Source organism: Bradyrhizobium sp. LB11.1 (assembly GCF_040549385.1).
Classification (GTDB): domain Bacteria; phylum Pseudomonadota; class Alphaproteobacteria; order Rhizobiales; family Xanthobacteraceae; genus Bradyrhizobium.
Genome location: NZ_JBEPTH010000005.1, coordinates 403702 through 429763 on the forward strand (window position 1 = coordinate 403702; position 26062 = coordinate 429763).

29 protein-coding genes and 1 pseudogene are annotated in these 26062 nt (G+C 64.1%); 17 read left to right on the forward strand and 13 right to left on the reverse strand.

What is annotated here, in order from left to right; genetic code table 11:
• Positions 1-188: 188 nt before the first annotated feature.
• From serS to surE, 3 genes are all read left to right on the forward strand, one after another.
• A complete protein-coding gene (serS, locus tag ABIA96_RS16210; protein ID WP_354138040.1) occupies positions 189-1520 on the forward strand; it encodes a serine--tRNA ligase in 1332 nt (443 codons plus the stop codon).
• A 95-nt stretch (positions 1521-1615) separates the two neighbouring features.
• Positions 1616-1978, forward strand: coding sequence for a hypothetical protein (locus ABIA96_RS16215; RefSeq protein ID WP_354138041.1), 363 nt, complete (start codon positions 1616-1618; stop codon positions 1976-1978).
• Between the two features lie 133 nt (positions 1979-2111).
• Entirely contained in the window at positions 2112-2879 is a 768-nt protein-coding gene (gene surE / locus ABIA96_RS16220) for a 5'/3'-nucleotidase SurE (RefSeq protein WP_354138042.1), read from the forward strand.
• A gap of 25 nt (positions 2880-2904) precedes the next feature.
• On the opposite strand, the gene ABIA96_RS16225 is transcribed toward surE, so the two are convergent.
• Positions 2905-3276 carry a response regulator gene (locus tag ABIA96_RS16225; RefSeq protein ID WP_354138043.1) on the reverse strand — a complete coding sequence of 124 codons (372 nt, stop codon included), beginning with the start codon at positions 3274-3276 and terminating at the stop codon, positions 2905-2907.
• Between the two features lie 229 nt (positions 3277-3505).
• On the opposite strand from ABIA96_RS16225, the gene ABIA96_RS16230 reads away from it, so the two are divergent.
• The gene (locus ABIA96_RS16230; RefSeq protein ID WP_354138044.1) at positions 3506-4156 is read left to right on the forward strand and encodes a protein-L-isoaspartate(D-aspartate) O-methyltransferase; all 651 of its coding nucleotides are present in this window, start codon (positions 3506-3508) and stop codon (positions 4154-4156) included.
• A gap of 109 nt (positions 4157-4265) precedes the next feature.
• Positions 4266-5651 (forward strand): peptidoglycan DD-metalloendopeptidase family protein, encoded by a 1386-nt coding sequence (locus ABIA96_RS16235; RefSeq protein WP_354138045.1) that lies wholly within the window; start codon positions 4266-4268, stop codon positions 5649-5651.
• A gap of 189 nt (positions 5652-5840) precedes the next feature.
• Here the strand turns inward: ABIA96_RS16235 and ABIA96_RS16240 are convergent, their stop codons facing one another.
• A complete protein-coding gene (locus ABIA96_RS16240; protein WP_354138046.1) occupies positions 5841-6845 on the reverse strand; it encodes an ATP-binding protein in 1005 nt (334 codons plus the stop codon).
• A 179-nt stretch (positions 6846-7024) separates the two neighbouring features.
• On the opposite strand from ABIA96_RS16240, the gene yajC reads away from it, so the two are divergent.
• The 6 genes from yajC to ABIA96_RS16270 are packed head-to-tail and all read left to right on the forward strand — an operon-like array spanning position 7025 to position 12673.
• Positions 7025-7399: a preprotein translocase subunit YajC gene (yajC, locus tag ABIA96_RS16245; protein ID WP_354138047.1), complete on the forward strand. Its 375-nt coding sequence runs from the start codon at positions 7025-7027 to the stop codon at positions 7397-7399.
• A 49-nt stretch (positions 7400-7448) separates the two neighbouring features.
• The gene (secD, locus tag ABIA96_RS16250) at positions 7449-9047 is read left to right on the forward strand and encodes a protein translocase subunit SecD (protein WP_354138048.1); all 1599 of its coding nucleotides are present in this window, start codon (positions 7449-7451) and stop codon (positions 9045-9047) included.
• Between the two features lie 16 nt (positions 9048-9063).
• Positions 9064-10080, forward strand: a complete 1017-nt coding sequence (gene secF, locus ABIA96_RS16255; RefSeq protein WP_354138049.1) for a protein translocase subunit SecF — start codon at positions 9064-9066, stop codon at positions 10078-10080.
• Between the two features lie 59 nt (positions 10081-10139).
• On the forward strand, positions 10140-10523 hold the full coding sequence (locus ABIA96_RS16260) for an Mth938-like domain-containing protein (protein WP_354138050.1): 384 nt from the start codon (positions 10140-10142) through the stop codon (positions 10521-10523).
• Positions 10520-11383: a phytoene/squalene synthase family protein gene (locus tag ABIA96_RS16265; protein ID WP_354138051.1), complete on the forward strand. Its 864-nt coding sequence runs from the start codon at positions 10520-10522 to the stop codon at positions 11381-11383. Before ABIA96_RS16260 ends, ABIA96_RS16265 begins: the two co-directional genes overlap by 4 nt.
• A 45-nt stretch (positions 11384-11428) precedes the next feature.
• Positions 11429-12673, forward strand: coding sequence for a threonine ammonia-lyase (locus tag ABIA96_RS16270; RefSeq protein ID WP_354138052.1), 1245 nt, complete (start codon positions 11429-11431; stop codon positions 12671-12673).
• A gap of 6 nt (positions 12674-12679) precedes the next feature.
• Here the strand turns inward: ABIA96_RS16270 and ABIA96_RS16275 are convergent, their stop codons facing one another.
• The 5 genes from ABIA96_RS16275 to ABIA96_RS16295 form a co-directional block, all read right to left on the reverse strand.
• Complete coding sequence (locus ABIA96_RS16275; protein WP_354138053.1) at positions 12680-13858, reverse strand: aminotransferase class V-fold PLP-dependent enzyme; 1179 nt, start codon at positions 13856-13858, stop codon at positions 12680-12682.
• Positions 13859-13955: 97 nt separating this feature from the next.
• Positions 13956-14513: a CAP domain-containing protein gene (locus tag ABIA96_RS16280; RefSeq protein ID WP_354138054.1), complete on the reverse strand. Its 558-nt coding sequence runs from the start codon at positions 14511-14513 to the stop codon at positions 13956-13958.
• Positions 14514-14604: 91 nt separating this feature from the next.
• The gene (locus ABIA96_RS16285; RefSeq protein WP_354138055.1) at positions 14605-15699 is read right to left on the reverse strand and encodes a serine/threonine protein kinase; all 1095 of its coding nucleotides are present in this window, start codon (positions 15697-15699) and stop codon (positions 14605-14607) included.
• A gap of 7 nt (positions 15700-15706) precedes the next feature.
• Entirely contained in the window at positions 15707-17134 is a 1428-nt protein-coding gene (trmFO, locus tag ABIA96_RS16290) for a methylenetetrahydrofolate--tRNA-(uracil(54)-C(5))-methyltransferase (FADH(2)-oxidizing) TrmFO (RefSeq protein WP_354138056.1), read from the reverse strand.
• A gap of 126 nt (positions 17135-17260) precedes the next feature.
• On the reverse strand, positions 17261-17413 hold the full coding sequence (locus ABIA96_RS16295; RefSeq protein ID WP_092229311.1) for a DUF1127 domain-containing protein: 153 nt from the start codon (positions 17411-17413) through the stop codon (positions 17261-17263).
• A 641-nt stretch (positions 17414-18054) separates the two neighbouring features.
• On the opposite strand from ABIA96_RS16295, the gene ABIA96_RS16300 reads away from it, so the two are divergent.
• On the forward strand, positions 18055-18381 hold the full coding sequence (locus ABIA96_RS16300; RefSeq protein WP_354138191.1) for a hypothetical protein: 327 nt from the start codon (positions 18055-18057) through the stop codon (positions 18379-18381).
• Positions 18382-18457: 76 nt separating this feature from the next.
• Here the strand turns inward: ABIA96_RS16300 and ABIA96_RS16305 are convergent, their stop codons facing one another.
• Both ABIA96_RS16305 and ABIA96_RS16310 read right to left on the reverse strand, forming a co-directional pair.
• The gene (locus ABIA96_RS16305) at positions 18458-19282 is read right to left on the reverse strand and encodes a lytic murein transglycosylase (RefSeq protein WP_354138057.1); all 825 of its coding nucleotides are present in this window, start codon (positions 19280-19282) and stop codon (positions 18458-18460) included.
• Between the two features lie 144 nt (positions 19283-19426).
• On the reverse strand, positions 19427-20329 hold the full coding sequence (locus ABIA96_RS16310) for a DUF2189 domain-containing protein (protein ID WP_354138058.1): 903 nt from the start codon (positions 20327-20329) through the stop codon (positions 19427-19429).
• A 331-nt stretch (positions 20330-20660) separates the two neighbouring features.
• Here ABIA96_RS16310 and ABIA96_RS16315 point away from each other — a divergent pair, with 331 nt between their 5' ends.
• Complete coding sequence (locus ABIA96_RS16315; protein WP_354138059.1) at positions 20661-21068, forward strand: DUF3597 domain-containing protein; 408 nt, start codon at positions 20661-20663, stop codon at positions 21066-21068.
• A 52-nt stretch (positions 21069-21120) separates the two neighbouring features.
• Here the strand turns inward: ABIA96_RS16315 and ABIA96_RS16320 are convergent, their stop codons facing one another.
• On the reverse strand, positions 21121-21396 hold the full coding sequence (locus tag ABIA96_RS16320) for a GNAT family N-acetyltransferase (protein ID WP_354138060.1): 276 nt from the start codon (positions 21394-21396) through the stop codon (positions 21121-21123).
• Positions 21397-21500: 104 nt separating this feature from the next.
• Between ABIA96_RS16320 and ABIA96_RS16325 the strand changes: the two genes are divergently transcribed.
• Together ABIA96_RS16325 and ABIA96_RS16330 are read left to right on the forward strand one after the other, a co-directional pair.
• Positions 21501-21839 (forward strand): tetratricopeptide repeat protein, encoded by a 339-nt coding sequence (locus ABIA96_RS16325; protein WP_354138061.1) that lies wholly within the window; start codon positions 21501-21503, stop codon positions 21837-21839.
• 168 nt (positions 21840-22007) lie between these two features.
• Positions 22008-22406 (forward strand): SPW repeat protein, encoded by a 399-nt coding sequence (locus ABIA96_RS16330; RefSeq protein ID WP_354138062.1) that lies wholly within the window; start codon positions 22008-22010, stop codon positions 22404-22406.
• 49 nt (positions 22407-22455) lie between these two features.
• Here the strand turns inward: ABIA96_RS16330 and ABIA96_RS16335 are convergent, their stop codons facing one another.
• The 3 genes and pseudogenes from ABIA96_RS16335 to ABIA96_RS16345 all read right to left on the reverse strand — a co-directional run bounded on the left by ABIA96_RS16335 (position 22456) and on the right by ABIA96_RS16345 (position 23346).
• The gene (locus tag ABIA96_RS16335) at positions 22456-22731 is read right to left on the reverse strand and encodes a GNAT family N-acetyltransferase (RefSeq protein WP_354138063.1); all 276 of its coding nucleotides are present in this window, start codon (positions 22729-22731) and stop codon (positions 22456-22458) included.
• Between the two features lie 11 nt (positions 22732-22742).
• Positions 22743-22952 (reverse strand): annotated as a pseudogene (locus ABIA96_RS16340) (DUF3828 domain-containing protein); the annotation flags it as partial.
• A 28-nt stretch (positions 22953-22980) separates the two neighbouring features.
• Positions 22981-23346 carry a hypothetical protein gene (locus tag ABIA96_RS16345; RefSeq protein WP_354138192.1) on the reverse strand — a complete coding sequence of 122 codons (366 nt, stop codon included), beginning with the start codon at positions 23344-23346 and terminating at the stop codon, positions 22981-22983.
• A gap of 180 nt (positions 23347-23526) precedes the next feature.
• Here ABIA96_RS16345 and ABIA96_RS16350 point away from each other — a divergent pair, with 180 nt between their 5' ends.
• Positions 23527-25134, forward strand: coding sequence for an acyl-CoA synthetase (locus ABIA96_RS16350; protein WP_354138064.1), 1608 nt, complete (start codon positions 23527-23529; stop codon positions 25132-25134).
• Between the two features lie 9 nt (positions 25135-25143).
• On the forward strand, positions 25144-26004 hold the full coding sequence (locus tag ABIA96_RS16355; RefSeq protein WP_354138065.1) for a PCC domain-containing protein: 861 nt from the start codon (positions 25144-25146) through the stop codon (positions 26002-26004).
• Positions 26005-26062: the final 58 nt, after the last annotated feature.

Sequence of the window (26062 nt, forward strand, 5' to 3'; positions counted from 1 at the left end):
ACATCAGCGGTGTCATTCCCCGCGAAATCGGGGAATCCAATACGCCGCGCCCTCTCGAAGAATCACCCCCGTCTCTGGAATACTGGATCGCCCGCTTTCGCGGACGATGACGCCTGTGGTAGTGGGAAGCGCTGTGCACCCCGCCAACATGCGCGTTGGCTCTCGCACGCTGATTCAGGACCACCGCCATGCACGACATCAAATCGATCCGCGACAATCCGCAAGCCTTCGACGCCGGTCTCGCCCGGCGGGGTCTGAAGCCGTTGTCGGCATCGCTGCTCGCGATCGACGAGCGCCGGCGGGCGGCGATCCTGGCCTCGGAGCAGGCGCAGGCGCGGCGCAATGCTGCGTCCAAGGAAATCGGTGACGCCAAGAAAGCCAAAGACGAGGCCCGCGCAGCCAAGCTGATGGCCGAGGTCGCCGAGCTCAAGACCACGATGCCGGAGCTCGAGGCCGCCGCGAAAACGGCCGACGAGGAATTAGCCAAAGACCTGTCCGCGATCCCGAACATTCCGTTCGACGAAGTGCCCGATGGCGTCGACGAGCACGGCAACGTCCAGCACCACGTGTTTGGTGCCAGGCGCAACTACGGCTTTGCGCCGAAGCTGCACGACGATCTCGGCACCGCGCTCGGCTACATGGATTTCGAGGCGGCCGCAAAGCTCTCCGGCGCGCGCTTCGTCGTGCTGAAGAAGGGCCTCGCGCGCCTCGAGCGCGCGATCGGGCAGTTCATGCTGGACCTGCATACAAACGAGCACGGCTACACCGAGATCAATCCGCCGCTCCTGGTGCGCAACGAGGTGATGTTCGGCACCGGGCAGTTGCCGAAGTTCGAGGACGATCAGTTCTGGGCGATCAAGGGCGAATTGCTCGCGTCACCCGATCAAGAGCGGCTGAAGACCGAGCGCCTCGGCCTGATCCCGACCGCCGAAGTCTCGCTCACCAATCTCGTGCGTGAATCCATTCTCGACGAGAAGCAGCTGCCGATGCGCCTCACCGCGCTGACGCCGTGCTTCCGCGCCGAGGCAGGCGCCGCCGGGCGCGACACGCGTGGGATGATCCGCCAGCATCAGTTCACCAAGGTCGAGCTGGTCTCGATCACGACGCCCGAGGCCAGCAAGGACGAGCTGGAGCGGATGCTGTCCTGCGCTGAACAGGTGCTGCAGAAGCTCGACCTGCATTATCGCGTGATGACGCTCTGCGCAGGAGACATGGGTTTCTCGTCGCAAAAAACCTATGACATCGAAGTGTGGATGCCGGGGCAGGGCGAGGGCGGCATGTTCCGCGAGATTTCGAGCTGCTCGGTCTGTGGTGATTTCCAGGCGCGGCGCATGGATGCGCGCTCCCGCGGGCCGGACGGCAAGCCGCGTTTCGTGCACACGCTGAACGGCTCCGGCACGGCGGTCGGCCGCGCGTTGATCGCCGTGATGGAGACCTATCAGCAGGAGGACGGCTCGATTGCGGTCCCCAGCGTGCTTCAGCCCTATATGGGCGGGTTGAAAGTGGTCGCGCGCGAGTAAAGCGCCTTGCCCACCTGAAACGTAGAAACGTTTGGTTGCGAAGATCGGGCGGCCGGTTATCCTGCCGGCCATCCGTCAACGCGAACCGATCGTCCATGGCCTTGCACAGCGACATCTACTGGGTCGGCCGACAATGGGCGGTGACCGGTGCCGGTATCCAGGCCATAGATCAACGCTTGCGCGGCGTGCTGGACATCGACATCGCGCGGCTCTGGGACGAGAGCCTGGTGCGGAGCCGGCGAGCCAAGCCCGGGGTCAACGCCGAGGACTTCGACAAGGCGCTGATGATGGCGCGCGAGCGTTTTCCCGAGACGCCGGTATCGGCCCCGTTCCTTGCGCAGCTGAAGGCGCTCGGTGTGATTGAGACGCCCGTGGTGAGCACGGTCCTGCCTGCCATGCAGCTGCGCGCCGAAGGCCGGCTCGCGCGCTTCCTGCCGCAATGGCGGGTCCGCCGCTAAAGCGAATGGGATCAATTGTTGCGTCGCGGCAACGAGCAGGGATCCCGGGTGAGGTCTGCGCCGAAGCCGGTTTGCCTGATCGGTCCCAGCCGGATAAGACGGCCTGACCCCAGCTCAGGAATCGACCACCGGCATGCGCATTCTCTGCACCAATGACGACGGCATCCACGCTCCCGGCCTCAAGGTCGTGGAGGAGATCGCACGCGCGCTGTCCGACGACGTCTGGGTGGTGGCGCCCGAACTCGATCAGTCCGGCGTATCGCATTCGCTGTCGCTGAACGATCCCCTGCGCCTGCGCGAAGTCGGGCCGCGGCACTTCGCTGTGCGCGGCACGCCGACCGACTGCGTCATCATGGGGGCGCGCCATATCCTTGGCGCCGAGCTACCCGATGTCGTGCTCTCCGGCGTCAACAAGGGCCGCAACGTTGCCGAGGACGTGGTCTATTCCGGCACCATCGCCGGCGCGCTCGAAGGCACCATCTTAGGGATCCCGTCATTCGCGTTGTCGCAGGAATTCAGCGTCGAGACGCGCGAGCGGCCGCTGTGGGACACTGCGCGCAAATTCGGTCCCGACATCCTGCGCAAGGTAATCAAGGCCGGTATCCCGAAGGACACCGTCATCAACATCAACTTCCCGTCCTGCGCGCCGGAGGATGTGCTCGGTATCCGCGTCACGCGGCAGGGCAAGCGCAATCTCGGCTTCCTGCGGATCGACGAACGCAGGGACGGCCGTAACAATCCGTATTTCTGGATCGGCTTCGAGCGCGCGGCGATGATGGATACGCCGGCCGAAGGCACCGATCTGGCGGCGCTGCGCGAACGCTACGTGTCGGTTACGCCGCTACGGCTCGACCGAACCAACGATGCGTTTTCCGAAGAGCTGAGCGCGACGTTGAAGTGAAGACCATTTGGAAGTAGCGGCTTGTCTAGCCGCCGCGGAGCGCGGCTTCGATGGTCTTGCCGAGTGCGTCGAGCTGAAACGGCTTCTGCAGCGCGGGCCGGTCGCGATATTGCTCGGGCAGACCCGATGAGCCATAGCCGGTCGCGAAGATGAACGGGCAGCCCTTTTCCCTGATGAGGTCGGCAACCGGAGAGATGACCTTGCCGTTGACGTTGACGTCGAGGATTGCGATGTCGAACTCGGTTGCCTGGGCGAGGCGGATGGCCTCCGGGATATCGCCGGCTTCAGCCGCGACCCTGTAGCCGAGCTCTTCCAGCATATCCGCAACCATCATTCGGATCATCACCTCGTCCTCGACGAGGAATACAGAGCGGCCGGAAAGCCCTGTTGCGGTCATCGTTGTTGAATCCTTGCCCATTGCTGAAAACGTTCGCAGATAACACCCATCGACGCAATGTGCGTTAAGGCCTGCGCAAACCTGCATATCGCTTAATCAGTCGTAAGCCGATTGTGGTCAAGTGCTGCGCTGCAAGGCTATCATAGGTTCCTGAGCCGGAACAAGATTCTCGCCCGGGCCGTTGCGACGCAGAGCATCGATCCAGCCCCTCCGACAAACGCAGACAGCAATGGCTTCCAATCAGCACCCGCCGGAAAAGATGATGTTTCAGCTCTCGCTGAGGCGCCGGGGCATCAGTGATCAGGCGGTGCTGCGGACCATGGAGGAGGTCCCGCGCGATCTGTTCGTCGAGGAGGTCGATCGCGACGCCGCCTATCGCGACAGCGCGCTGCCGATCGCCTGCGGACAGACAATTAGCCAGCCCTTCGTCGTCGCCTACATGACGCAGCAGCTCCAGCTCCAGAAGCAGCACCGCGTCCTCGAGATCGGCGCGGGCTCGGGCTATCAGGCGGCGGTGCTGTCCCGGCTGGCCGGCCCGGTGCTGACTGTCGAGCGTTACCGGAAGCTGGCGATTGCCGCACGCGCGAGGCTCGAAAAGCTCGACTATCACAATGTCGAGGTGATGCTCGGCGACGGCCTCAATCTGCCGCCGAACATCGGCCCGTTCGACCGCATCATCGTCACCGCTGCGGTCGAGCAGATTCCGGAGAATCTGGTCGAGCGGCTCGAGGTCGGCGGCATCCTGATCGCACCGGTTGGCCCGCATCAGGGGGTACAGACGTTGACCCGCCTCAGTCGGACCGAAGTCGGGATCGAACGCCGGGAACTCGTGGAAGTCCGTTTCGTGCCCGCCCTGCCCGGCGTGGCGCGGGAGCTGTAGAATTCCGGATCGGCTGTGCATCCAGCATCTTATTGGGAGGGTTAAGCCGTTATTTACTCGGCGCGTGTTTACTTAAAAGACCAGTTCTGTTGCGTACGAGTGAGTAACCATGTCTGTTGTCGCCGAGTTGCTTTACTCGCGCCGCGTGCCGCAGGTTGCGGTCTTGGCGCTGATCTCGTTCAGCTTTGCAGGGTGCAGCGCCGACATGCAGTCGCGGCTGTCCCAGTCGAACTTCTCCAATCCCTTCTCTGAATCGACCGGTTCGGTCCAGCAGGCCCCGCCGCCGCAGCGCGAGCTGCCGCAATATGCGCGGCCGCAGACCCAGTCGGGTTATTATCAGTCGCAGCCCTTGCCGCCGCCGGCAGTCGGCGCGCCGCAATCCTATCCGGTTGCCGCGGGTGCGGGCGTCTCCGGAGGCGGCCGTGGGTTCGGCTCCTATACGCCGCCAGCCCAGCCGCGCCTCGAAGCCACCGGCACTGTGCCGCCGCGCTCGGTCGCAGCCGCCCAGCCGGTCGGCGGGACCAAGATCATCGTCGGCACGAGCGACACGCTCGACGTGCTCGCCAGACGGTACCATGTGAGCCCGCAGGCGATCATGGCCGCCAACGGGTATAAGGGCCCGCGCGCGCTCTCGCCCGGCCAGCAGCTGATTATCCCGCACTCGGGTGCGGTTGCTGCCGCTCCTGCGCCGGTCATGGCGCCGGTTGCTGCGGCTCCCGTCATGGCGACGAAGCCGGTGGCCGTTGTCGCCGCGCCGTCGAGATTCCACTTCGTCAACCGCGGCGACACGCTCGCCAGCATCGCGCGCAAGAACCATATCTCAGCGGCCGAGCTCGCCCGCGCCAATGGCCTCGCGTCCTCGGCCAAGCTCAAGCTCGGCGCCAAGCTGACGGTGCCTGGTGCCAAGACCGCGGCGGCTGCCGCGCCGCTCGCTCCGGCACCTGTCGCTGCGGCTCCCGTGGCGGCTGCACTGCAGCCGGTTGCCTCCGCACCTGTCACCAAGATGGCCGCTATTGCCCAGCCGGCGCAGAGCGCGCGCCTGGCCCAGGCCACCACCAATATCGAAGAGAAGCCCGCCGCGACGCCGGCAAAAGCCGCAGAGACCACCAGCTCGCTGCCGACCTTCCGCTGGCCGGTGCGTGGCAAGGTCATCACGAGCTACGGCGCCAAGACCAACGGCAAGTCCAATGACGGCATCAACGTTGCGGTGCCCGAGGGTACGCCGGTCAAGGCGGCTGAAGACGGCGTCGTTGCCTATTCCGGCAACGAGCTGAAAGGCTACGGCAATCTGGTCCTGGTTCGGCACGCCAACGGCTACGTCACCGCATATGCCCATGCGAGTGAGCTGTTGGTGAAGCGCGGCGACACCATCAAGCGCGGTCAGGTCATTGCCAAGTCGGGTCAATCCGGGGAGGTGGCGTCGCCGCAGCTCCACTTCGAGATCCGTAAGGGATCGAGCCCGGTTGACCCGCTTCAATTCCTGAACGGGGCGTGAGGCGCAGGTTCCAGTTCGGCGCACGCTATCACCACAAGCACGTTGTCATCGCCCGCCTTGTGCGCAATTGCGCACTGGAGCGGGCGATTCAGTATTCCAGCGACAGCATTGTTGAGCCGATAAGCCGCGGCGTACTGGATTCCCCGCTTTCGCGGGGAATGACAGTTGTGGGTGAGGCGACTCTGTTCGCTATTTCGCCGTGAGCTTTACGCCGAGCCGGCCCGCCAGCTCCTGCACGAACTGCCAGGCGACACGGCCCGAGCGCGAGCCGCGTGTCGTCGACCATTCCAGCGCCTCGCGCTCCAGCGCCTCATCGTCGAGCTTGATGCCGAAATGGCTGCAATAACCGCTCACCATGGCGAGATATTCGTCCTGGCTGCAACGGTGGAAGCCGAGCCACAGGCCGAAGCGATCAGACAGCGAGACCTTTTCCTCGACCGCTTCGCCGGGATTGATCGCGGTCGAGCGCTCGTTCTCGATCATCTCGCGCGCGAGCAGATGGCGGCGGTTGGAGGTGGCGTAGAGAATGACGTTCTCGGGCCGGCCCTCGATGCCGCCCTCGAGCACGGCCTTGAGCGATTTGTAGGACGCGTCATTGCCGTCGAAGGAGAGGTCATCGCAGAACACGATGAAACGGAAGGATGAGGCGCGCAGCTGCTCCATCAGCGCCGGCAGGCTCTCGATGTCCTCGCGGTGGATCTCGATCAGCTTGAGCTTGTCGGCCGGTTTGCGCTCCGCGTTGATGCTGGCATGTGCGGCCTTCACCAGCGACGATTTGCCCATGCCCCGCGCGCCCCAGAGCAGGGCGTTGTTGGCGGGCAGGCCGTTGGTGAAGCGCTCGGTGTTCTCCATCAGGATGTCGCGCATCCGGTCGACGCCCCGAAGCAGGAACAGTTCGACGCGGCTGACCCGCGGCACCGCCGCGAGGCGGCCGTCGGGGTGCCAGACATAGGCGTCCGCCTGCTTGAGCGACTCGCGTTCGGCAGTCGGCTTGCCCTGGGCGGACAGTTGCGCCGCAATGGTCTCCAGCGCGCGGATGATGCGCTCCTGGGAGAGATCCGAGGCGGCCTTGGGTTTGGCCTTTGGGGCCGCCTTTGAGACCACGTTGGGGCGTTTTGCCGTGACCTTGGCGGGCTTCCTGGCAGCGGTGCGGGGGCCTTTGCCGGCCGGGCTTTTGCTTGGCTTTTTGGGCATGTCCGAAGTTCCTGAGAATGCAGCCTTATCGGGCCTGACGGCCCGCCGCAAGGTGGCCAAATCGACGGTCTGGCAGCGTTGCAATTGGGGCGGTGGTCGCTATAGTCCGCGCGAATTTAACCGAGCCGGTCGCCCCCGGGGCCTGACCGGCTTCCCCTGTTTCCGCGAGGATCGTCCGAATGTTCATTACCCCTGCGTATGCCCAGGCTGCGGGCGCCGGCGACACCAACAGCATGTTGATGTCGCTGCTGCCGTTCGCCCTGATCTTCGTGATCATGTACTTCCTGATTCTGCGCCCGCAGCAGAAGAAGGTGAAGGATCATGCCGAACTCGTGAAGAACGTCCGCCGTGGAGACACCGTCGTGACCTCGGGCGGCCTCGTGGGCAAGGTCACCAAGGTGGTCGATGACGACCAGATCGAATTCGAGATTTCCGACGGCGTGCGCGTGCGCCAGATGCGGTCGATGATCTCCGGCGTGCGCGCCAAGGGCGAGCCGGCCAAGGAAAAAGACAGCGCGAAGGAAAGCGCCAAGGACGACGCCGCGGCGAAGTGAACGCTATCCCGCGAGTCTCTCAAATCTCCTGATCTGACAGGTCCAGTCGATGTTGTATTTCACGCGGTGGAAGGCGCTCGGGATTATCCTGACGGCGCTGATCGTGTGCCTCTGCGCGGTCCCGAACTTCTTCCCCGAGGCGCAGGTCAAGACCTGGCCCGCCTGGGCCCAGCGCCGGCTGGTGTTGGGTCTCGACTTGCAGGGCGGCTCCTCTCTGCAGCTCGAGGTCGACTCCAACTACGTGAAGAAGGAAAAGCTCGACCAGATCCGCGACGACGTCCGTCGCGTGTTGCGCGAGGCCAAGATCGTTTACACTGGTCTGGTAACGAAGGGCGATGCCGTCGAGGTGCGCGTCAAGGACGGGGACGCCCAGACGGTGCTCGCCAAGTTGCGTGAGCTTGCGCAGCCGGTTGGCGGCCTGATGGGGTCTAGCGGTCAGCGCGACCTTGAAGTCGCCGATGCCGGTGGCGGATTGATTCGCCTCAGTGTTCCGGAATCCGCGATGATCGAGCGTTTGCGCAAGACCATCGAGCAGTCGATCCAGATCGTCGAGAAGCGCGTCAACGAGCTCGGGACCGTCGAGCCGATCATCCAGCGTCAGGGTAACGACCGCATCCTGGTGCAGGTGCCGGGTTTGCAAGATCCCACCCATTTGAAGGAACTGCTGGGCAAGACTGCGAAGATGGAATTCCGCATGGTCGATCCCTCGGTGCCGGCGGACCAAGCGCAGCAGGGCGGGTTGCCGCCGGACTCCGAGTTCCTGCCGGCTGCCACGCCGCCACCGTCCGGCTACGTGGTCAAGAAGCAGGTGCTGGTTGCGGGCGGCGACCTGACCGACGCCCAGGCGACCTTCGACCAGCGTACCAATGAGCCGGTCGTCAGCTTCAAGTTCAATACCTCGGGCGCGCGCAAGTTCGCGCAGGCCACGCAGGAGAATGTCGGGCTGCCCTTCGCGATTATCCTCGACAACAAGGTGATCTCGGCGCCGGTTATTCGTGAGCCGATCACCGGCGGCCAGGGCCAGATCTCTGGCAGTTTCAACGTGCAGTCGGCCAACGACCTCGCGATCCTCCTGCGCGCCGGCGCGCTACCGGCGCCGCTGACTGTCGTGGAAGAGCGCACGGTCGGTCCGGGCCTCGGCCAGGACTCGATCGAGAAGGGCGAGCTCGCTGCCTATGTCGGCTCGATCATGGTCGTCGTGTTCATGCTGTTGACGTACCGGCTGTTCGGCGTGTTCGCCAACATCGCGGTGGCCATCAACGTCGCCATGATCTTCGGCCTGTTGTCGCTGCTCAGCGCCACGCTGACCCTGCCCGGCATTGCCGGCATCGTGCTCACCGTCGGCATCGCGGTCGACTCCAACGTTCTGATCTATGAGCGCATCCGCGAGGAGTTGCGCGGCGGGAGAAGCCCGATCTCGGCGATCGACGCAGGTTTCAAGCGGGCGCTTTCGACCATTCTCGATTCCAACATCACGACGTTCATTGCCGCTGCCGTGCTGTTCATGATCGGCACCGGTCCGGTGCGCGGCTTCGCAGTGACGCTGGGCATCGGCATCATCACCACGGTCTTCACCGCCTTCACCATGACCCGCCTGATCGTCGCATTGTGGGTGCAGTGGAAGCGGCCGAAGACTGTGCCGATTTGATAATTCGAGGCCGGCTGTGACCACTACTCAACTCGTTCTCATTTCTCTCGGCGTCCTGATTGCCGTGCTGACCGTGGTCAGCGTGCTGGGCCTCCTGCCGTCGCTGCGCATCGTGCCAGACGATACGCATTTCGACTTCACCCAGTTCCGCCGCATCTCGTTCCCGGTCTCGGCGACGCTCTCGATCATCGCCATTGTGCTGTTCTTCACCCATGGCCTGAACTTCGGCATCGACTTCAAGGGCGGCACCTTGATGGAGGTGCGGGCCAAGTCGGGCTCCGCCGATCTTGCGCAGATGCGCACGACCCTTGGCAGTCTGGGCCTCGGCGAGGTCCAGCTGCAGCAATTCGGCAGCCCCGCCGATGTGCTGCTTCGCGTTGCCGAGCAGCCGGGCGGCGACAAGGCGCAGCAGACTGCTGTGGACAAGGTTCGCGGCGCCCTCGGCGAGTCTGTGGAGTATCGCCGCGTCGAGGTGGTGGGCCCGCGTGTTTCCGGCGAGTTGCTGGGTTGGGGAATGGCCGGCCTGATGCTCGCGATCGGCGCGATCCTGATCTATCTCTGGTTCCGGTTCGAATGGCAGTTCGCGCTCGGCGCCATGATCGCCAACGTGCACGACATCGTGCTGACCATCGGCTTCATGTCGATCAGCCAGGTCGATTTCGACCTGACCAGCATCGCGGCGCTTCTGACCATTCTCGGTTATTCGCTCAACGACACCGTCGTCATCTATGACCGCATCCGTGAAATGCTGCGGCGCTACAAGAAGATGCCGATGCCGCAACTGCTGAACGAGTCCATCAACTCGACGCTGTCGCGTTCGATCATCACGCACTTCACGGTGACCCTGGCGCTGCTGGCGCTGCTGTTGTTCGGCGGTCACGCCATCCACAGCTTCACGGCCGTCATGATGTTCGGCGTGGTGCTGGTCGGCACCTACACCTCGATCTTCATCGCTGCGCCGATCCTGATCTATCTCGGCGTCGGCGAGCATCGCGAAGATGCGGCTACGCCGGCGAAGAAAAACAAGGCATGATCCGAACCGCATGCCCTCGCATGAGTTTGCGAGGGTAGTCAGCTCTTCGGACGAAGCTCATGGCCGGCGATCCCAACGCTCCCCATTTCCCGCGCTCGGCGCCGATCGAGGCCTACGGCAAGGGCGGCTTCGCCTTCGCCGGCATGTCCCATAGGGGCTCGCTGCTGTGCCTGCCCGATGCGATCTGGGCCTGGGACGTGACCGATCCCGCCAGGATCGACCGCTATTCGCTGGATCGGGTCTTTGCGGCCGCCAATAGCATCGACACGCTCCTGATCGGGACCGGAACCGGAGTCTGGCTGCCGCCGCCGGAGCTGCGCCAGACGTTGAAGGCGGTGAGGGTGGTGCTGGACACGATGCAGACGGGCCCCGCTGTGCGCACCTACAACATCATGATCGGCGAACGGCGCCGCGTCGCGGCTGCGCTGATTGCGGTGCCATGAGCAGCGTTGCGACGCCGCCCGACACCGCGACATTCTGCGCCGACCTGGTGCGCAGCCACGACTTTCCTCGCTATGCCGCGACGCTGTTTGCACCCGCCGCCGAACGTCGGGCGCTGCTGGCGCTCTACGCCTTCAATGTCGAGATCGCCCGGGTCCGCGACCAGGTGAGCCAGCCCTTGCCCGGCGAGATCCGATTTCAATGGTGGACTGATCTGTTCTCGGGCCTTGTTCACGGCAGCGCCGAGGGCAATCCGGTGGCGGCGGAGCTCTTGCGCGCGATCCGCGATTTTGACCTGCCGGTCGAGCCGTTGTCGCTGCTGGTCGACGAGCATCAGTTCGATCTCTACAACGATCCGATGCCGACCATGACGGCGCTTGAAGGCTATCTGGCGGCGACCTCTTCGGCCTTGTTCGCGCTCGCGGCCCGGATCATGGGCGAAGCTTCGGATGCGAGCGAGCACCTCGCACGGCACGCCGGGCTGGCGCAGGGCATCGCGCAGGTGATCGCGAACCTGCCGCGGGACTCGGTCCATCGACAATTGTTCCTGCCGCAGCAATTTCTGACCAGCCATGGTTGTGGCATCGAGGATGTGTTCGCCGGCAAACAGACGCCCCATCTCAATGCCGTGCTGGACCAGCTCATGGACGAAGCCCGGCAGCATCTGGCGACCGCCTCGTCGCTGCTGGCTCAGGTGGCGCCGCCGGCGCGGGCTGCATTCCTGCCGCTGAGCCAGGCGCGGGCCGATCTCGATCGCCTGTCTCGGCCCGGGCGCAATCTCTTCGCGTCGCAGCCTGTGTCGCGGTTGCGCACGCTGTGGACGCTGTGGCGAGCTTCACGATCGCGGGAATTTACCAAATAGCGGTTGGCTTATCGCCCGCGGCGGCCAAATGCTCTATGCTGTCCCATGGCTGAATTGTCCCAAACTGCAATCCGCGATCTGAGCGGCCTTCCGGTCGGACCGGACGACATTCAAGCTGCTGCCGAGACCATCCGCGGCGCCATCGTTGAGACGCCTTGCAGCTACAGCCGGACGCTGAGCAACATCTGCGGCTGCGATCTCTGGCTCAAATTCGAGAACCTCCAGTTCACGTCCTCGTTCAAGGAGCGTGGTGCGCTGAACCGGCTCACAGCGCTGACGCCGGAAGAGCGTGCGCGCGGCGTTGTCGCCATGTCGGCGGGCAACCACGCGCAGGGCGTGGCCTATCACGCCAAGCGGCTCGGCATTCCCGCCACCATCGTGATGCCCGTGGGCACACCGATGGTGAAGGTCGAGAACACCAGGCATCACGGCGCCGAGGTGGTTGTCACGGGCGCGACGCTGGAGGAGGCGGCCGCGTTTGCGCGTAGCCAAGGCGAAGCCCGCGGCATGATCTTCGTTCATCCCTACGACGATCCGCTGGTGATCGCGGGGCAGGGCACCGTTGGGCTGGAGATGCTCAAGGCGGCGCCGGAGCTCGATACGCTGGTGGTTCCGATCGGCGGTGGCGGCCTGATCAGCGGCATGGCGATTGCGGCGAAATCGCTGAAGCCGTCATTGCGGGTCGTTGGTGTCGAGGCCTGGCTCTATCCCTCGATGTACAACGCCATTCACGGCGGCAATTTGCCGGCGCGCGGCGACACGCTCGCCGAAGGCATCGCGGTCAAATCGCCCGGCAAGATCACCACCGAGATCATTCGCCGCCTCGTGGACGATATCGCGCTCGTCAACGAAGCCGAGCTCGAGCGTGCGGTCGCAACCCTGATCTCGATCGAGAAGACGGTCGTGGAGGGCGCCGGCGCTGCCGGCCTTGCGGCGATCATGTCCGATCCCTCGCGCTTCGCCGGCGAGAAGGTTGGCCTGGTCCTGAGCGGCGGCAACATCGACACTAGGCTGATCGCCTCGGTGCTGACGCGCGAGCTCGCGCGCGAGGGACGGCTGACGCAGCTCTCGCTCGATATTCCTGACAGGCCGGGCCAATTGGCCGCGGTCGCAGCGCTGCTGGCGGAAGCCGGCGCCAACATCATCGAGGTCTCTCATCAGCGGACTTTCTCGGACCTGCCGGCCAAAGCGACGCTGCTCCAGCTCGTCATCGAGACCCGCGACAGCGCGCATCTCGACGAGGTCATGGCCAAGCTCGGTGCATCCGGACTGAGCGCGCGCTGCACTTGAGCTGCGCTATCGCGGCACCAGACCTGCGAGGTGAGCGATTAGCCGATCGATCTCGGCGTCCGTATTGTAGTAGTGCGGGGAGGCGCGCACGACCACCGGGAGCGCGCGAACTTCGGCGTCAATGCGGGTGCTCGACGGATGTGAAGCGCCGATGGTGATGCCCGCTGCAGCGGCGCTGCTGACAAGCGCGTCCGCTTCGTAACCCTCCATCGTGAAGCTGACGATGGCACCCGGCGTTCGGCCGAGGTCGCGAATGGTGATGCCGCTGATGGCGGCGAGGCCAGTGCGAAGTCGATCCGCAAGCAGGCGGCAGCGCTGTTCGATCGGGCCGAGGCCGATCGCAAGGGCATAGTCGACAGCCACGCCTAAACCGAGCCGAGCCGCATAATTGTTCTCCCAGGTCTCGAACCGGCGGGCATCGTCGCGGAGCTGATAGTGGTCCCGCGAGACCCAGGGCGCCGCAAAGTGGTCAATCATCGGCGGCTCAAGTTGCTGCAGCAGGGGCCTACGGACGTAGAGAAAGCCGGTGCCGCGCGGGCCGCGCAGGAATTTGCGGCCCGTAGCCGACAGCATGTCGCAGCCGATTGCTTCGACATCGACCTGCATCTGGCCGATCGCCTGGCAGGCGTCGAGCAGATAGGGAATGCGGCGTGCGCGCGCGATTTTGCCGACTGCGGCGGCGGGATTGACCAACCCGCCATTGGTGGGAACCCAGGTGATGGCGATGAGCTTCACCCGATCATCGATCATGCGTTCGAGCGCCTCGATATCGAGCTCGCCGCTGGCATCGCTCGGCACAATGTCGATGACCGCGCCGGTGCGCTTGGCAACCTGAAGAAAGGCGACATAGTTGGCGGCGTATTCGGCCTCGGCGGTCAGGATCCGGTCGCCGGCGCGAAATTGTATCGCATAGAACGCCATCTGCCAGGCAACGGTCGCGTTCTCCATAAGCGCGATCTCGTCGGGCGCGGCATTCAGCAGTCGCGCCACCGAGCGGTAGACAGCATCAAGCCGTTCGGACTCGCGGTCGGCGGCCGCATACCCTCCGATCTCGCTCTCCAGATCGATATGCTGCTTCATTGCTGCGACGACGGCCGCGGGCATGAGGGCCGCGCCGGCATTGTGGAGATAGGCGAGCCGGGAGGCGGCAGGCGTGTCGGCGCGGATTTGGTCGATATTGATCAAGCGCGCTTCTCCCTCTCGCGATCCAGCTGCATGGATTAGACGCGCCAAACAAGGTGAGCAAGACTGTGGGCCGCGAGAAACAGGCCCCGGCTTCGCCTCAGATGCAGAGGCCGAGCAGCTTGATGTGGCAGCCGCTGGATTTGGGTTTGCTTGCCCGAGCGGCCTCGCGCTTCACGGCAACCAGCGGCTCGGTATCCTTCTTGCCTTTGCCGCGCTTCGGCTCGTAGTCGCCGGCGATCTCCATGGCCCAGTAAGTGCGTTTGCCGCTGGCATTCCTGGCGCTTGCGATCCCGATACGGGAGGCGTTGGGCAGCAGCAGGTTCTTGCGATGGCCGGAGGAGTCGATCCATTGGCCGAGCGTCTTCTCGAAGCTGTCGTAACCGTAGGCGATGTTCTCGGCGGCACGGCCTGCCCCTGATGGCGCGATGCGCTTGTTGAACGGCCCGAGCGTCTCGTGGCTGAGATCGTCCTTCGCCGCCATCGCGCGGGCCTGGTCCATGGCAATGCGGTCAAGGGTGGCATCGCGGACGACGCGGACCTCACCATGCTTGAGGCGAAAGCTGGAGATCAGTTCGGCCGGGGATTCGGTCGCGCGGGCGGGCAAGGTTGCCAGCAGCACAAGGCTGGCGATCGCGCCGCCAACCACACGATGCATCATCGTCCCCCGAGTGCCCATAACCCCATCTGCCCGAATTGTCAGTCTGCTTCTCTATCGCCAATGTGGACGCTTCAAGGCGCCGGCCGCACTAGCTCGTCGGCAGGTCCGCCTCGAAGTTGAATCGATCGCGGAGGTTCTTGCGCTGCTCCAGGATATCCTTGAGGAAGGCGCGGTCCTGATCGTTCTTCATCATCGGCTCGATCAGGTCCAGCTGGTTCATCGCGACCAGTTGCAGGATCTCGGTGCGCGGCTGGCCGCTGGTGTCGCGCGGCAGCGCGTGGACAACCTGAATATGTTCCGGCGGTTTTGGCCCCTTCGCGGCGGTAAGCTCGTTACGGAGCTGGCCCTCGAGCGCGGTCTGATCCGCTTCCACGAACGCATAGAGCCCGACGCCGGAGCGGCGGTCGGCGAAGGCGACAATGGCGGTGTCGCGTACCGCTGGATTCCTGCGGATCAGCTCGGCCAGCACCGGGGCGTCGTTGACGAGACGACGGCCGCCGCCCTCGCGGTCGGTGAAGTTGAACAGGCCGCGGGTAATCGCGCGATAGACCTTCTTGCCGGTCGCGAGCCACAGACTCGCGGCGAATGATTTCTTCGCCAGGATCTTTCGCTCGCGCGGCGTCAGTGCATCGGGCGCGTAGGAGCGCTTGTGCTTGAGCAGATGCCGGAGGTCTTCGTAGGCGAGCGTGCGATAGAGCCGGCCGCGCCGTTTGAAGCAGGCGGCGAGCTGGAAGTCGGTCACATAGGCCAGGCCGTCACGGCCGACCAGCCAGTTCTGTTCCTTGGCGAGATCGTTGTGGCAGATCCCGGCGCGGCGCAGCCGACGCAGCGCCGCCTTGGCCGAGCGGAAGTAGGCGAGATCGCCATGGGGTTTTGCCAGATGCAGCGCGACGCCGTCGACGAAGCCGCGCGCCAGCGCGCGCCGGCCGGCCCAAAGCAACTCAGGGCCGACGTTCAGGCCCTTAGCGAGCGCCAATGCATGCTTCTCGCGGGCGAAAAGGTGGCGCGCGAGGAGGAACGACCACCACGGCACTTCGTCGAGCCGGCGCAGCACCGCGTCGACCTCGCCGCCATCAGCGCGGAAGCGGCCGCGCTCGACCGTCGAGAACACGTCGCGCTTGAGCAGCACGCCCTCGGTCCAGCGCGCCGAGAGCACCGCGGCGTCGTCTTTCGGGAGATTCATCGAAAACTCACGCGGCTGCGGCAATGCGCAAATGATCGGCGATCCAGCGATCGAGATCGGCGAGCGCCAATGCGCTCATCGCCTGCTTCTTGGCCACCGTCTTCTCGTTGCCGCGCAGCCGCGTGCCATCGGGCTTCTTCGTTGGCGCGGTCGCGAGCGGCGGGAACAGGCCGAAGTTGATGTTCATCGGCTGGAACGAGCGCGTGCCCGGCTCGATGGCCTCGATATGGCCGCCGGTGATGTGGCCGAGCAGCGATCCCAGCGCAGTGGTCCCCGGCGGGCTCGCAAGAATCTCGCCGCGCACATCTGCGGCTGCATAGAGGCCGGCGATCAGGCCGATGCTGGCGGATTCCACATAGCCTTCGCAGCCCGTCATCTGGCCGGCAAAGCGCAGCCGCGGCTGCGCGCGCAGGCGCAACTGGCTGTCGAGCAGTTTCGGCGAATTGAGGAAAGTGTTGCGATGCAGGCCGCCGAGACGAGCGAATTCGGCTTTCTCCAGCCCGGGAATGGTGCGGAAAATGCGCTGCTGCTCGCCGTACTTCAGCTTCGTCTGGAAGCCGACGATGTTGTAGAGCGTGCCGAGCTTGTTGTCCTGGCGCAGCTGCACGATCGCATAGGCTTTCGTCGTAGGATCGTGCGGATTGGTGAGGCCGACCGGCTTCATTGGGCCGTGGCGCAAGGTTTCGATGCCGCGTTCCGCCATCACCTCGATCGGCAGGCAGCCGTCGAAATAGGGCGTGTTGGTCTCCCACTCCTTGAACTCGGTCTTCTCGCCGGCAATCAGCGCGGCGACAAAGCCGTCATACTGCTCCTTGTTCATGGGGCAGTTGATGTAGTCGGCGCCGGTGCCGCCGGGGCCGACCTTGTCATAGCGCGACTGGAACCAGGCCACCGACATGTCGATGGATTCGCGGTGCACGATTGGCGCGATCGCATCGAAGAAGGCGAGCGCTCTCTCGTCGGTCAGTTCGCGGATGGCGTCAGCGAGCGGCGTGGAGGTGAGGGGGCCGGTCGCGACGATGACGTTGCTCCAGTCGGCCGGCGGCAGACCTGCGATCTCGCCGCGGGCGATCTCGATGAGGGGATGGTCGTTGAGCGCCTTGGTGACGGCGGCCGAGAAGCCGTCGCGATCAACGGCGAGCGCGCCGCCGGCGGGCACCTGGTTGGCGTCGGCCGCCCGCATGATCAGCGAGTCGAGGCGGCGCATCTCGGCGTGCAAAAGGCCGACCGCGTTGTTGGCGGCGTCGTCCGAACGAAATGAATTGGAGCAGACGAGCTCGGCGAGCCCGTCGGTGCGGTGCGCCTCGGTCATGCGGTCCGGCCGCATCTCGTGCAGCACCACGGGCACGCCGGCTTTGGCGACCTGCCAGGCGGCTTCGGAACCAGCAAGGCCGGCGCCGATGACGTGCACGGGATTGGATAGGGGTCCTGTCATGGGGCGGACAGGTAGCGCTTTTCGGCGGTTAGTGAAATCGCCGAGATCGAGTTTTCTGCCACCGGATGCGACAACGCCCGCACGAGGCGGGCGCTATCGGTTCGACCGGTGAAGGGCTGAACGATTTCAGCCCTGAAACTGACCGGCGGCAACGCGCGGGATATCCGAGCGATCGAGGCCGATGTCGGCCAGTTCGCGATCGCTGAGCTGGGACAGCTCGGCAACATTGCGCTGATAGTCTCGGAAAGCCTGGATCATGCGGATGAGCGAGAGCAGCATTGGTAGTCTCCTGTAGTTCGATTCAGCCCTTGCCCGGGCGTCATCGTTGAAATGAATATAGGTGAGAGTGGTGCAGTGCGAAAGTTCCAATGTTGCGATGCAGCTAAGCGAAGAACGCATGGCAACCATAAGAGACGATTAACCTGTTGGCAGTCCCGCCCAGCGAGCAGGCGAAACCCGTTACGCATTGCGATAAATGCCCGTGAAATCACGGATTTACCAATCACTCTGCGGTTCCGATTGCGATGAAATAAGTTACGTTCCGGTGACCTGCAAGGGCGTCCGATAGCTTGTAGGCCCAAGTCCGATATGCGTGATTCGCATAAATCGGGACCATTAGAAATGAATTCGTATTCACAAACTTAGGGTGAGTTTCTCGATTGGAACGAAAAGATTCGATTCGTTCGAGGTCGAATTCCCGATAACGGTTTGTGCCTCGCGACGATGCCGGACGATCCTGCCCAGCGCGTTCTGAGCGCATCGCGCCGATGATGCGCTGCACACACGCCGAGCGTGCAGGGTCTGATTACAAAGTTGTAATGAAAATCAGAAATTTCGCATGCGGCTCTGCGCAGCACGCAACATCACGCAATTCTCGCGGGGAATTTATTGCGGCAAGTTGCCGCGTCGGCAGCAAAGTCATGTTGCAGAGTCCGGCAATGTCGCTGGCTCTGCCCCAAGAACAAGAGAAGGAAAGTAACATCATGACGAAGTTACTCGGGGTTATCGCAATTGCCGCCGTCGCATTCGCCGTCGCGCCGGCCCAAGCCGCCAAGCACAGCATGGGCGGCTGCAGCTCGGGCAATCTGGAGAAGACGGAGACCGCGATCGAAGCCATGCCCGACGGCGACGGCAAGCTGGTCGCTCAGAAGGAGGTCGCCTCCGCGCAGGATTCGATGCTCAACGGCAAAATGGGTGCGTGCGGCATGCATCTGAACAAGGCGATGCACGCCACCATGGGCAAGTAAACGGGCAGGTAAACGCAATCCAAGAGAGGGCCGGTCGCCTGGCGATCGGCCCTACGCTTTTGTCTCTGTGCGTGCCTTAAGGTGCGTGCGCGAGCTGGGTGGCAAAATAGGCCACCGTCTTGGAATAGACCTCGCTCTGGTTCCACTGCTGGAGCACCGCGAAGTTCGGGCTGCCGGGCTGCCAGTCCTTGCCCTTCTGCCAGCCATAGCCGGCAAGATAGTTCGCCGTGGAGGCGAGCACGTCGGGCGCGTTGTGCAGCAGGTCGCGCTTGCCGTTGCCGTCGAAATCGACGGCGTATTTCATCCAGGATGACGGCATGAACTGGGTCTGGCCGAGCTCGCCGGCCCAGGCGCCCTTCATATCGGCTGGCGCGAGATCGCCGCGCTGGACGATGCGCAGCGCATCCAGCAATTCGGCACGAAACTGTTCCGCGCGCCGGCAATCATAGGCCAGCGTCGCCAGCGAGCGGATCGTCGCGAACTTGCCGGTATTGACGCCGAAATCGGTCTCGAGACCCCAGATCGCAACCAGCACCTCGCCTGGCACGCCGTAGGTCTGCTCGATGCGCGACAGCACAGAGCCGTACCGCTTCATCATGTTTGAGCCGCGCATCATCCGCGGCTGCACCATGCGGCCGGAGAACTCCTCAAACGTCTGGTTGAAGACCTTTTGTGAATGGTCGCGGTTGAGCACGCTCTGGTCGAGCGTCACCCCGGCAAGTCCGGCCGTGATGGCCTGCTGCGAGATGCCCTTGGTCGCAGCCTCGGTTTTGAAGTCGGCGAGCCAGGCGTCGAAATTGCCCGAGCCGCAGGCGACCGCAGCGAGCGCTGGTTCGGCGGACAGGATTGACGCGGAGATGGCGAAAGCTGCGAGAGCGAGACGAGAAATCGTCAGGGCCATTCGAGGTAATTGATTCCGTAAAGTGACATGACCGGCGGCGGCAATGTTGATTGTAACCGCGGCCAAAGCAAGGCGTATGACAGTAGCCGATCCCGCCCGGGATCGGGGCGGGATCGGCTTTAACGAGATCGTCGGGCGTCAGTCCTATTCCCGATTCCGCCACGGGAAGAGATTGGCGGGGAAGTCGGCCGCCGGCTTGCGCGGACGCTGCGGCGGAGGCGGCACCGGCCGGGCACCGGGCTCGGAGACGATGACCTTGCGGTAGAGATGCCAGGTGGCGTGGCCGAGCAGGGGGATGACGACGGCGAGTCCTAGGAACGCCGGGATGGTGCCGAGCGCCAGCAGCACCGCCACGATCAGGCCCCAGGCCGCCATCGGCACCGGATTCTTGGCGACGACGCGAAGCGAGGTGACCATTGCGTCCAGTGCGCCGGCATGGCGGTCGAGCATCAGCGGGAATGAGACGGCGCTGATGCAGAGCGCGGCGAGCGCGAACAGGAAGCCCGTGCCGCAGCCAATTGCAATCAGCCACCAGCCCTGCGACGTTGTCAGCACGCGCGTCGCGAAATCCGAGATTCCGCTCACGCCCTCGTAGCCGAACGCCGCGACATAAATTGCCTGCGCGGTCGCGACCCAGGTCACGAATAAAGCCAGCAGCAGCGTGCCGAGGCCGAGCATGGCGCCGAAGGACGGCGAGCGCAGCACCTCCATGGCGTCCCAGGCGCTGGCCTCTTCATAGCGTTCGCGACGGCTGGAGAGTTCATAGAGACCGAGAGCTGCGAACGGGCCGATCAGGGCGAAGCCCGCGGCAAGCGGAAACAGCAGCGGCAGCACCGAATAGCCCATCGCTACGCGGGCGATCACGAGGCCCAACACCGGATAGATCACGCAGAGGATGATGGCGTGACTCGGAACCGCCTTGAAGTCTTCCCAGCCGCGCTTGAGCACGTCGTGCAGATCGGAAAGTTGGATGGTTCGGATCACCGGTCCAGACGCGTCTGCGGTCTGGCCCATCGTAGGGACATTGCCCGGGTATAGTGTGGCCATGGTCGCTAGCTCCCTTGCCATGCAGCCGAATTCGCCGCCGACAACGGCGCAAGCGGCCGCTTTTCTGAGTTTCGCGATTCCAACCAGACGCGAATTCCGGATGGCATCGCGAGCTGAACGTCAACCGTACGCCCATTTCCGAGTCCTGTCCCTCACGCTTGGGTGAGATTCGATGCGGCAGTGCAACCTCGATAACGTCATCCGGTCGTCATTTCGCCGCAGATAAGCTCATGCTGTGTGTGGTTCGCGGAACTTCGCGGGCGCAAAGACGTAAGTTCGCCTATAAGTGCCCACTCAGGGCCAGCAACGGGATCCTTTTCGGGGAGTAGACATGAGCATTTTCGGTAAGATTATGGGCGCGATCTTCGGCGGCCATCCGGCTTCCGCCGCACCCGCAGGCAGCGCATCTTCGCCCAGCGCACCCGCAGGGACCGCGCCGTCGTCCGCGCCCGGCGCGGCACCCGCCGCTGCGCCCGCAGCGACCGTGGACGTCGCGGCCATCGTCGACAAGCTGGTGGCTGCGCAGAAGGAGAAGCTGGAGTGGCGGACGTCGATCGTCGACCTCATGAAGGCGCTCGACATCGATTCCAGCCTCGGTGCGCGCAAGGATCTCGCCAAGGAACTCGGCTACACCGGCGACACGAACGACTCTGCTAGCATGAACGTTTGGCTGCACAAGCAGGTGATGTCCAAGCTCGCCGCCAATGGCGGCAAGCTGCCGCCTGAAATCAAGCACTGACCGACAGTTCGTTCGACGCGAGGGGCCCGCAATCTCGCGGGCCCTTTTGCGTTCAAGCAACGAGATCCGTATCCTCCGGATGCTTGTCGAGATAATCGACGACGAAGCCGCAGCCGGCGATGACCTTCTTGCCGTCGCGGCGGATCAAGTCCAACGCACCCTTGACCAGCTCGGAGGCGATGCCACGGCCACGGAGCGCGCGTGGCGTTTCGGTGTGGGTAACGATCACGGCCGACGGAGTCAGCCGGTAATTGGCGAAGGCAAGTTCATCGCCGACATCGAGCTCGAAGCGGCTCCTGTCCTTGTTGTCGCGTACCGATGCCGCCATGAGTTGTCCTTCCGAAGCGATACTTATTCCCTGATCTAGGCGCCTGCCCCCACGCTTGCCAAGCCGCGACCAAGCGAGGTTGCCGCAGGGGAGATATCTGCAAAATGCGTGTCCCGCTCACTCTCATGGCCTTGCTCGCGGCATTCGTCTCGACAGCGCCGGTCCCGGCCGCGGCCGAGGGCGGTCCTGCCTGGGAGATCCGTGTTGGGCTGACGCGCACTCCGGATGAGCGGTTGAAGGCCTGCTCGACCGTGATCGATACCAGGAGCGAGACTGGCCGGAGGCTCGCCGGCGCGTATTGCAATCGCGGTCATGGCCTCACCGAGAAGCGCGAACTCGATGCAGCGCTGTCCGACCTCGATGAAGCTGTCAGGCTCGATCCGACTTACGCCTGCGCCGCTCCAAAAGCTGGGCGCGCTGTAGCGCCGAAGAGGCTAGACTAGCATCGCGTCGCAGTTCCAAATAATCCTCGAGGCCGCCCTTGCAAGTTCCAAGGCGGTTCCCACGTCCTTCGCCAGGACATACGCCCGAATGCGGCCGGCGGGTCGCTAGACATTCGGAGTGTCATGATAGCCAGCCGCTGACGTGTGCCTCTTTTGTAGGAGGGTACGATGTCGGACTTTGGTTTCTTGAATATTCATCGAACATGGGAAGACTGGTGTGGAATGCTGCTCGGCGCGCTGATTGTCGCGTCGCCGTGGTTCCCCATCCAGGATCGCTCGGGGATCGTCGGACACGAGACGATGGTCCTGAACACGGTCGCAATCGGCCTCGTCGTATTTGGCCTCAGCCAACTCGAATACGTCGCCCTGCAGCGCTGGCAGGAGGTGGCGACGATCCTAGTCGGGCTGTGGCTCATCGTTTCGCCCTTAGTGCTCGGCTATTCCGGCGAAGGTTTTCTCCGAATCTACCATACGAGTCTCGGCGCGGTGGCGGTGATCCTCGGCGTGCTTCAGCTGTGGCAGGACTGGGATCTGAGTGACCAGGATATGCTCAAGCACGGGCAGTAGGCTTGGGATTTCGGCAGGCCCGCCGCGAGATCGGCGGGCCTGAGCTTGCTTATCTCTTCACCAGGTCCTGATAATCCGGATGCTTCTCGATCCACGCCTTCACGAACGGGCATTCCGGGATCAGCTTCAGGCCGGCTGCGCGGACCTGGTCGAGCGCGCCTTGCACCAGTTTTGAGCCGACGCCTTTGCCGCCGAGCTCCTTCGGCACGTCGGTATGCTCGAACGTGATGATGTTGCCGTCGAGCTTGTAATGCTCGGTCGCGAGGTGGCCTTCCACCTCCAGTTCGTAGCGGTGATGAGCCCTGTTGTTGATCACGTCGTTCATGATGTCTCCGGTCAGCTCTTCAGCGCGTCCGTCAGCATCTTGCGGATCGACCAGGCCTCGCCGTCGGAAGAGCCCTTGATGTCGTCGATTTTCCAGCTGTTGGCCTCGCGCACGAAGTCGTAACGCACGATCTGGTCGGCAGGTTTGTGGTCGTTGCGGTGACCGGTGATGGCCACCGCAAGCGTCGCCTTGTCGGCCTCTGTCTTCTCGGCGTCAACCTTGAGTAAACCCGCGCAGGCGCGGTTCGGTTCAATCGGCCGCCTTGGCGAGCCGCGAATCTTCCGGCTGTTGTTGCGGGCGGAGGCAGCCCTGGCAGATCACGAGCGAGCGATTGACCCTGGCGTCCTGCGCGGCCTCGATGCCGTCCTGGGACTGCCACCATTCCTTCGAATAGGGCTGGAGTCCGGCTTGCGATTTGGTGGGTTCGGATACGGCGGCTGTGTGCGTTGCCCGCGCCTCTGAGGCAGGGCGCGCCTGATTGGGATTCTCGCCGGCACCGTCCCAGGCGTAGCGCGCAGGCTTGAAGTCGGTTTCCGATGCGAGGCGGGCCTGCGGGGTCATCGCACAGCCGGCAAGCGCCAGCGACAAGAACAGGACGGCGGGCGCTTTGACCATGATGCGGAAACTCTGTACGAGGCTACAGACTGAGGTTGCCTCCATCATGTTTAAAATTCCTTGAACGTACGCATGGATGATGCCGCGCCCGGCGGCCTTGCTACGCCGCAGGCGATGGCGATAAATGGGCTGCAATGAGCAGGCGGCTTGCGTGCCGTCTGCCGTCGAAGAGGAAGCCCGATGCAGCCGCTCCGCATGTCCCGCCGCGTCATGAATCTCGCTTACATGCTGACGCAGAATGCGCGGCAGCATGGCTCGCGTCCCGGTTTCGTCTGGGGGGACAAATCCTGGAGCTGGCGCGAAATCGATGCGCAGGTCTCGGCGCTGGCGGCGGCACTTGCCGCGCGCGGCATCGCCAAGGGCGACCGCATCCTCGTCCATTCCAGGAATGGCGACGAGATGTTCTTCTCGATGTTCGCGGCGTTTCGGCTCGGCGCAGTCTGGGTGCCCACCAATTTCCGCCTGATGCCGGACGAGGTCGCCTATCTCGCACAGGCGTCCGGTGCGAAGGCGTTTCTGTGCCATGTCGATTTTCCCGAGCACGCCGCGGCGCTGAAGGGGGGCACGCTTGAATTCACCTGGAGCATCGACGGCAAGGCATCCTTCGGTGAGACGTCGGTGGCTGACGCCATCGTTTCGCAGGCGGGCCAATCGGTCGAGAACGTCGCAGTCGAGCACGACGATCCCTGCTGGTTCTTCTTCACCTCCGGGACCACCGGCCGCTCCAAGGCCGCGGTGCTGACCCACGGCCAGATGGGTTTTGTCGTCACCAACCATCTCGCCGATCTCACCCCCGGTGTGACGGCAGCCGATGCGTCGCTGGTGGTGGCGCCGCTGTCGCATGGCGCGGGTGTGCATCAGCTGGTGCAGACCGCGCGCGGCGTCTGCACCGTGCTGCTGCCGACCGAGAAGTTCGACATCGACGAGGCGTTCCGCTTGATCGCGGCGCATCGTGTCGCCAATCTCTTCACGGTGCCGACGATCTTGAAGATGATGGTCGAGCATCCCGCCGCCGACAAATATGATCATTCCTCGTTGCGTCATGTGATCTATGCCGGCGCGCCGATGTATCGCGAGGACCAGAAGGCGGCGCTGAAGAAGCTCGGCAAGGTCATCGTGCAGTATTTTGGCCTCGGGGAGGTCACCGGCAACATCACCGTGCTGCCGGCGGCGCTGCACGATCCCGAGGACGGCCCGCACGCGAAGATCGGCACCTGCGGCTTCGAGCGCACCGGCATGCAGGTCTCGATCCAGGACGACGGGGGCCGCGAGCTCAAAGCCAACCAGAGCGGCGAAATCTGCGTGATCGGACCTGCGGTGCTCGCCGGCTACTACGACAATCCCGAAGCCAATGCGAAGGCGTTCCGCAACGGCTGGTTCCGTACCGGCGATCTCGGCCACATGGACGAGGAGGGTTTCGTCTACATCACCGGCCGTGCGTCCGACATGTACATCTCCGGCGGCTCCAACATCTATCCGCGCGAGATCGAGGAGAAGATCTTGACCCATCCTTGCGTTGGCGAGGTCGCTGTGCTCGGCGTGCCCGATGCGACCTGGGGCGAAGTCGGCGTCGCCGTCTGCGTTGCGCGCGACGGCGAAAAAGCCGTGAGCGAAGCCGAGATGACCGCGTTCCTGCTGCCGAAGGTGCCGCGCTACAAGATGCCGAAGCGGTTCTTTTTCTGGGAGACGCTGCCGAAATCCGGCTATGGCAAGGTGCCGAAACGCATGGTGCGCGACGAGCTCGAGGCGCGCGGGCTGCTCGATCTCGACAAGACCAGAACGGGTTGAGCGCAGGGCATGCGGAATATCAAGCAGCCGGGCGCGCCCGTCGCTGAGCGGATCCAGTGGGTTGAGGCGAGGGGGCGCGCCTTTTCGTTTACGCTTCAAGCGGGCCTGCCGCTGCTCGAAGCCGCGCGCCGCGGCTTTGCGGCGGAAGGCTTCGCCGGCGGTGTGCTGAATTTCGGCCACGGCCCACTCGGGCCGTTCGGCTATGTCATGCCGGCGCTGTCGAAGACCGCCGAGAACGCGGCGTTCTACAGCGATACGTACCGCCCCGCAGGCGTGACGCGCACCAGGCTCGGCAGCATGACGTTGGGCATGCGCGATGGTGCGCCGTTCTTTCATTGCCACGGGCTCTGGACCGAGGCGGATGGCAAGGCGAGCGGCGGCCACATGCTGCCGGACGAGACAGTTGTCGCTGAGCCGTTCGAGGTCGAGGCTATCGGCGTTGATGGCGCGATGTTCACGGCGGAGCCCGACCCCGAGACCAATTTCAAGCTGTTCGGACCGGTCGCCTCCGCGATTACCGGCGCGCGTACAACCAGCCGCGCCTTTGCCCTGCGGCTGCGCCCCAACCAGGATTTTGCCTCCAGCCTCGAAGCCTTCTGCCGCGCGCACGGCGTTGCGCGTGCGAAAATCCACGGCGGCGTCGGCTCGACCATCGGCGCGCGCTTCACCCATGGTGGCGTGACCGAGCCGTTTGCCACGGAGCTTGCGATAACCGCCGGGACGATCGCGCCTGATACGTCCGGTGCGCTGGAGGCCGCGCTCGACGTCGCCCTGATCGACTACACCGGCGGCATTGCGGAGGGCCGTTTGGTCCGTGGCGACAATCCCGTGCTGATGACCATGGAGCTGGTGCTGGAAGTGTTGGATTAGCTCTGCCACCAAGGGCAGGTGCAAGATACCTCTTTGCAATCCCATTGTTCCTGTTATG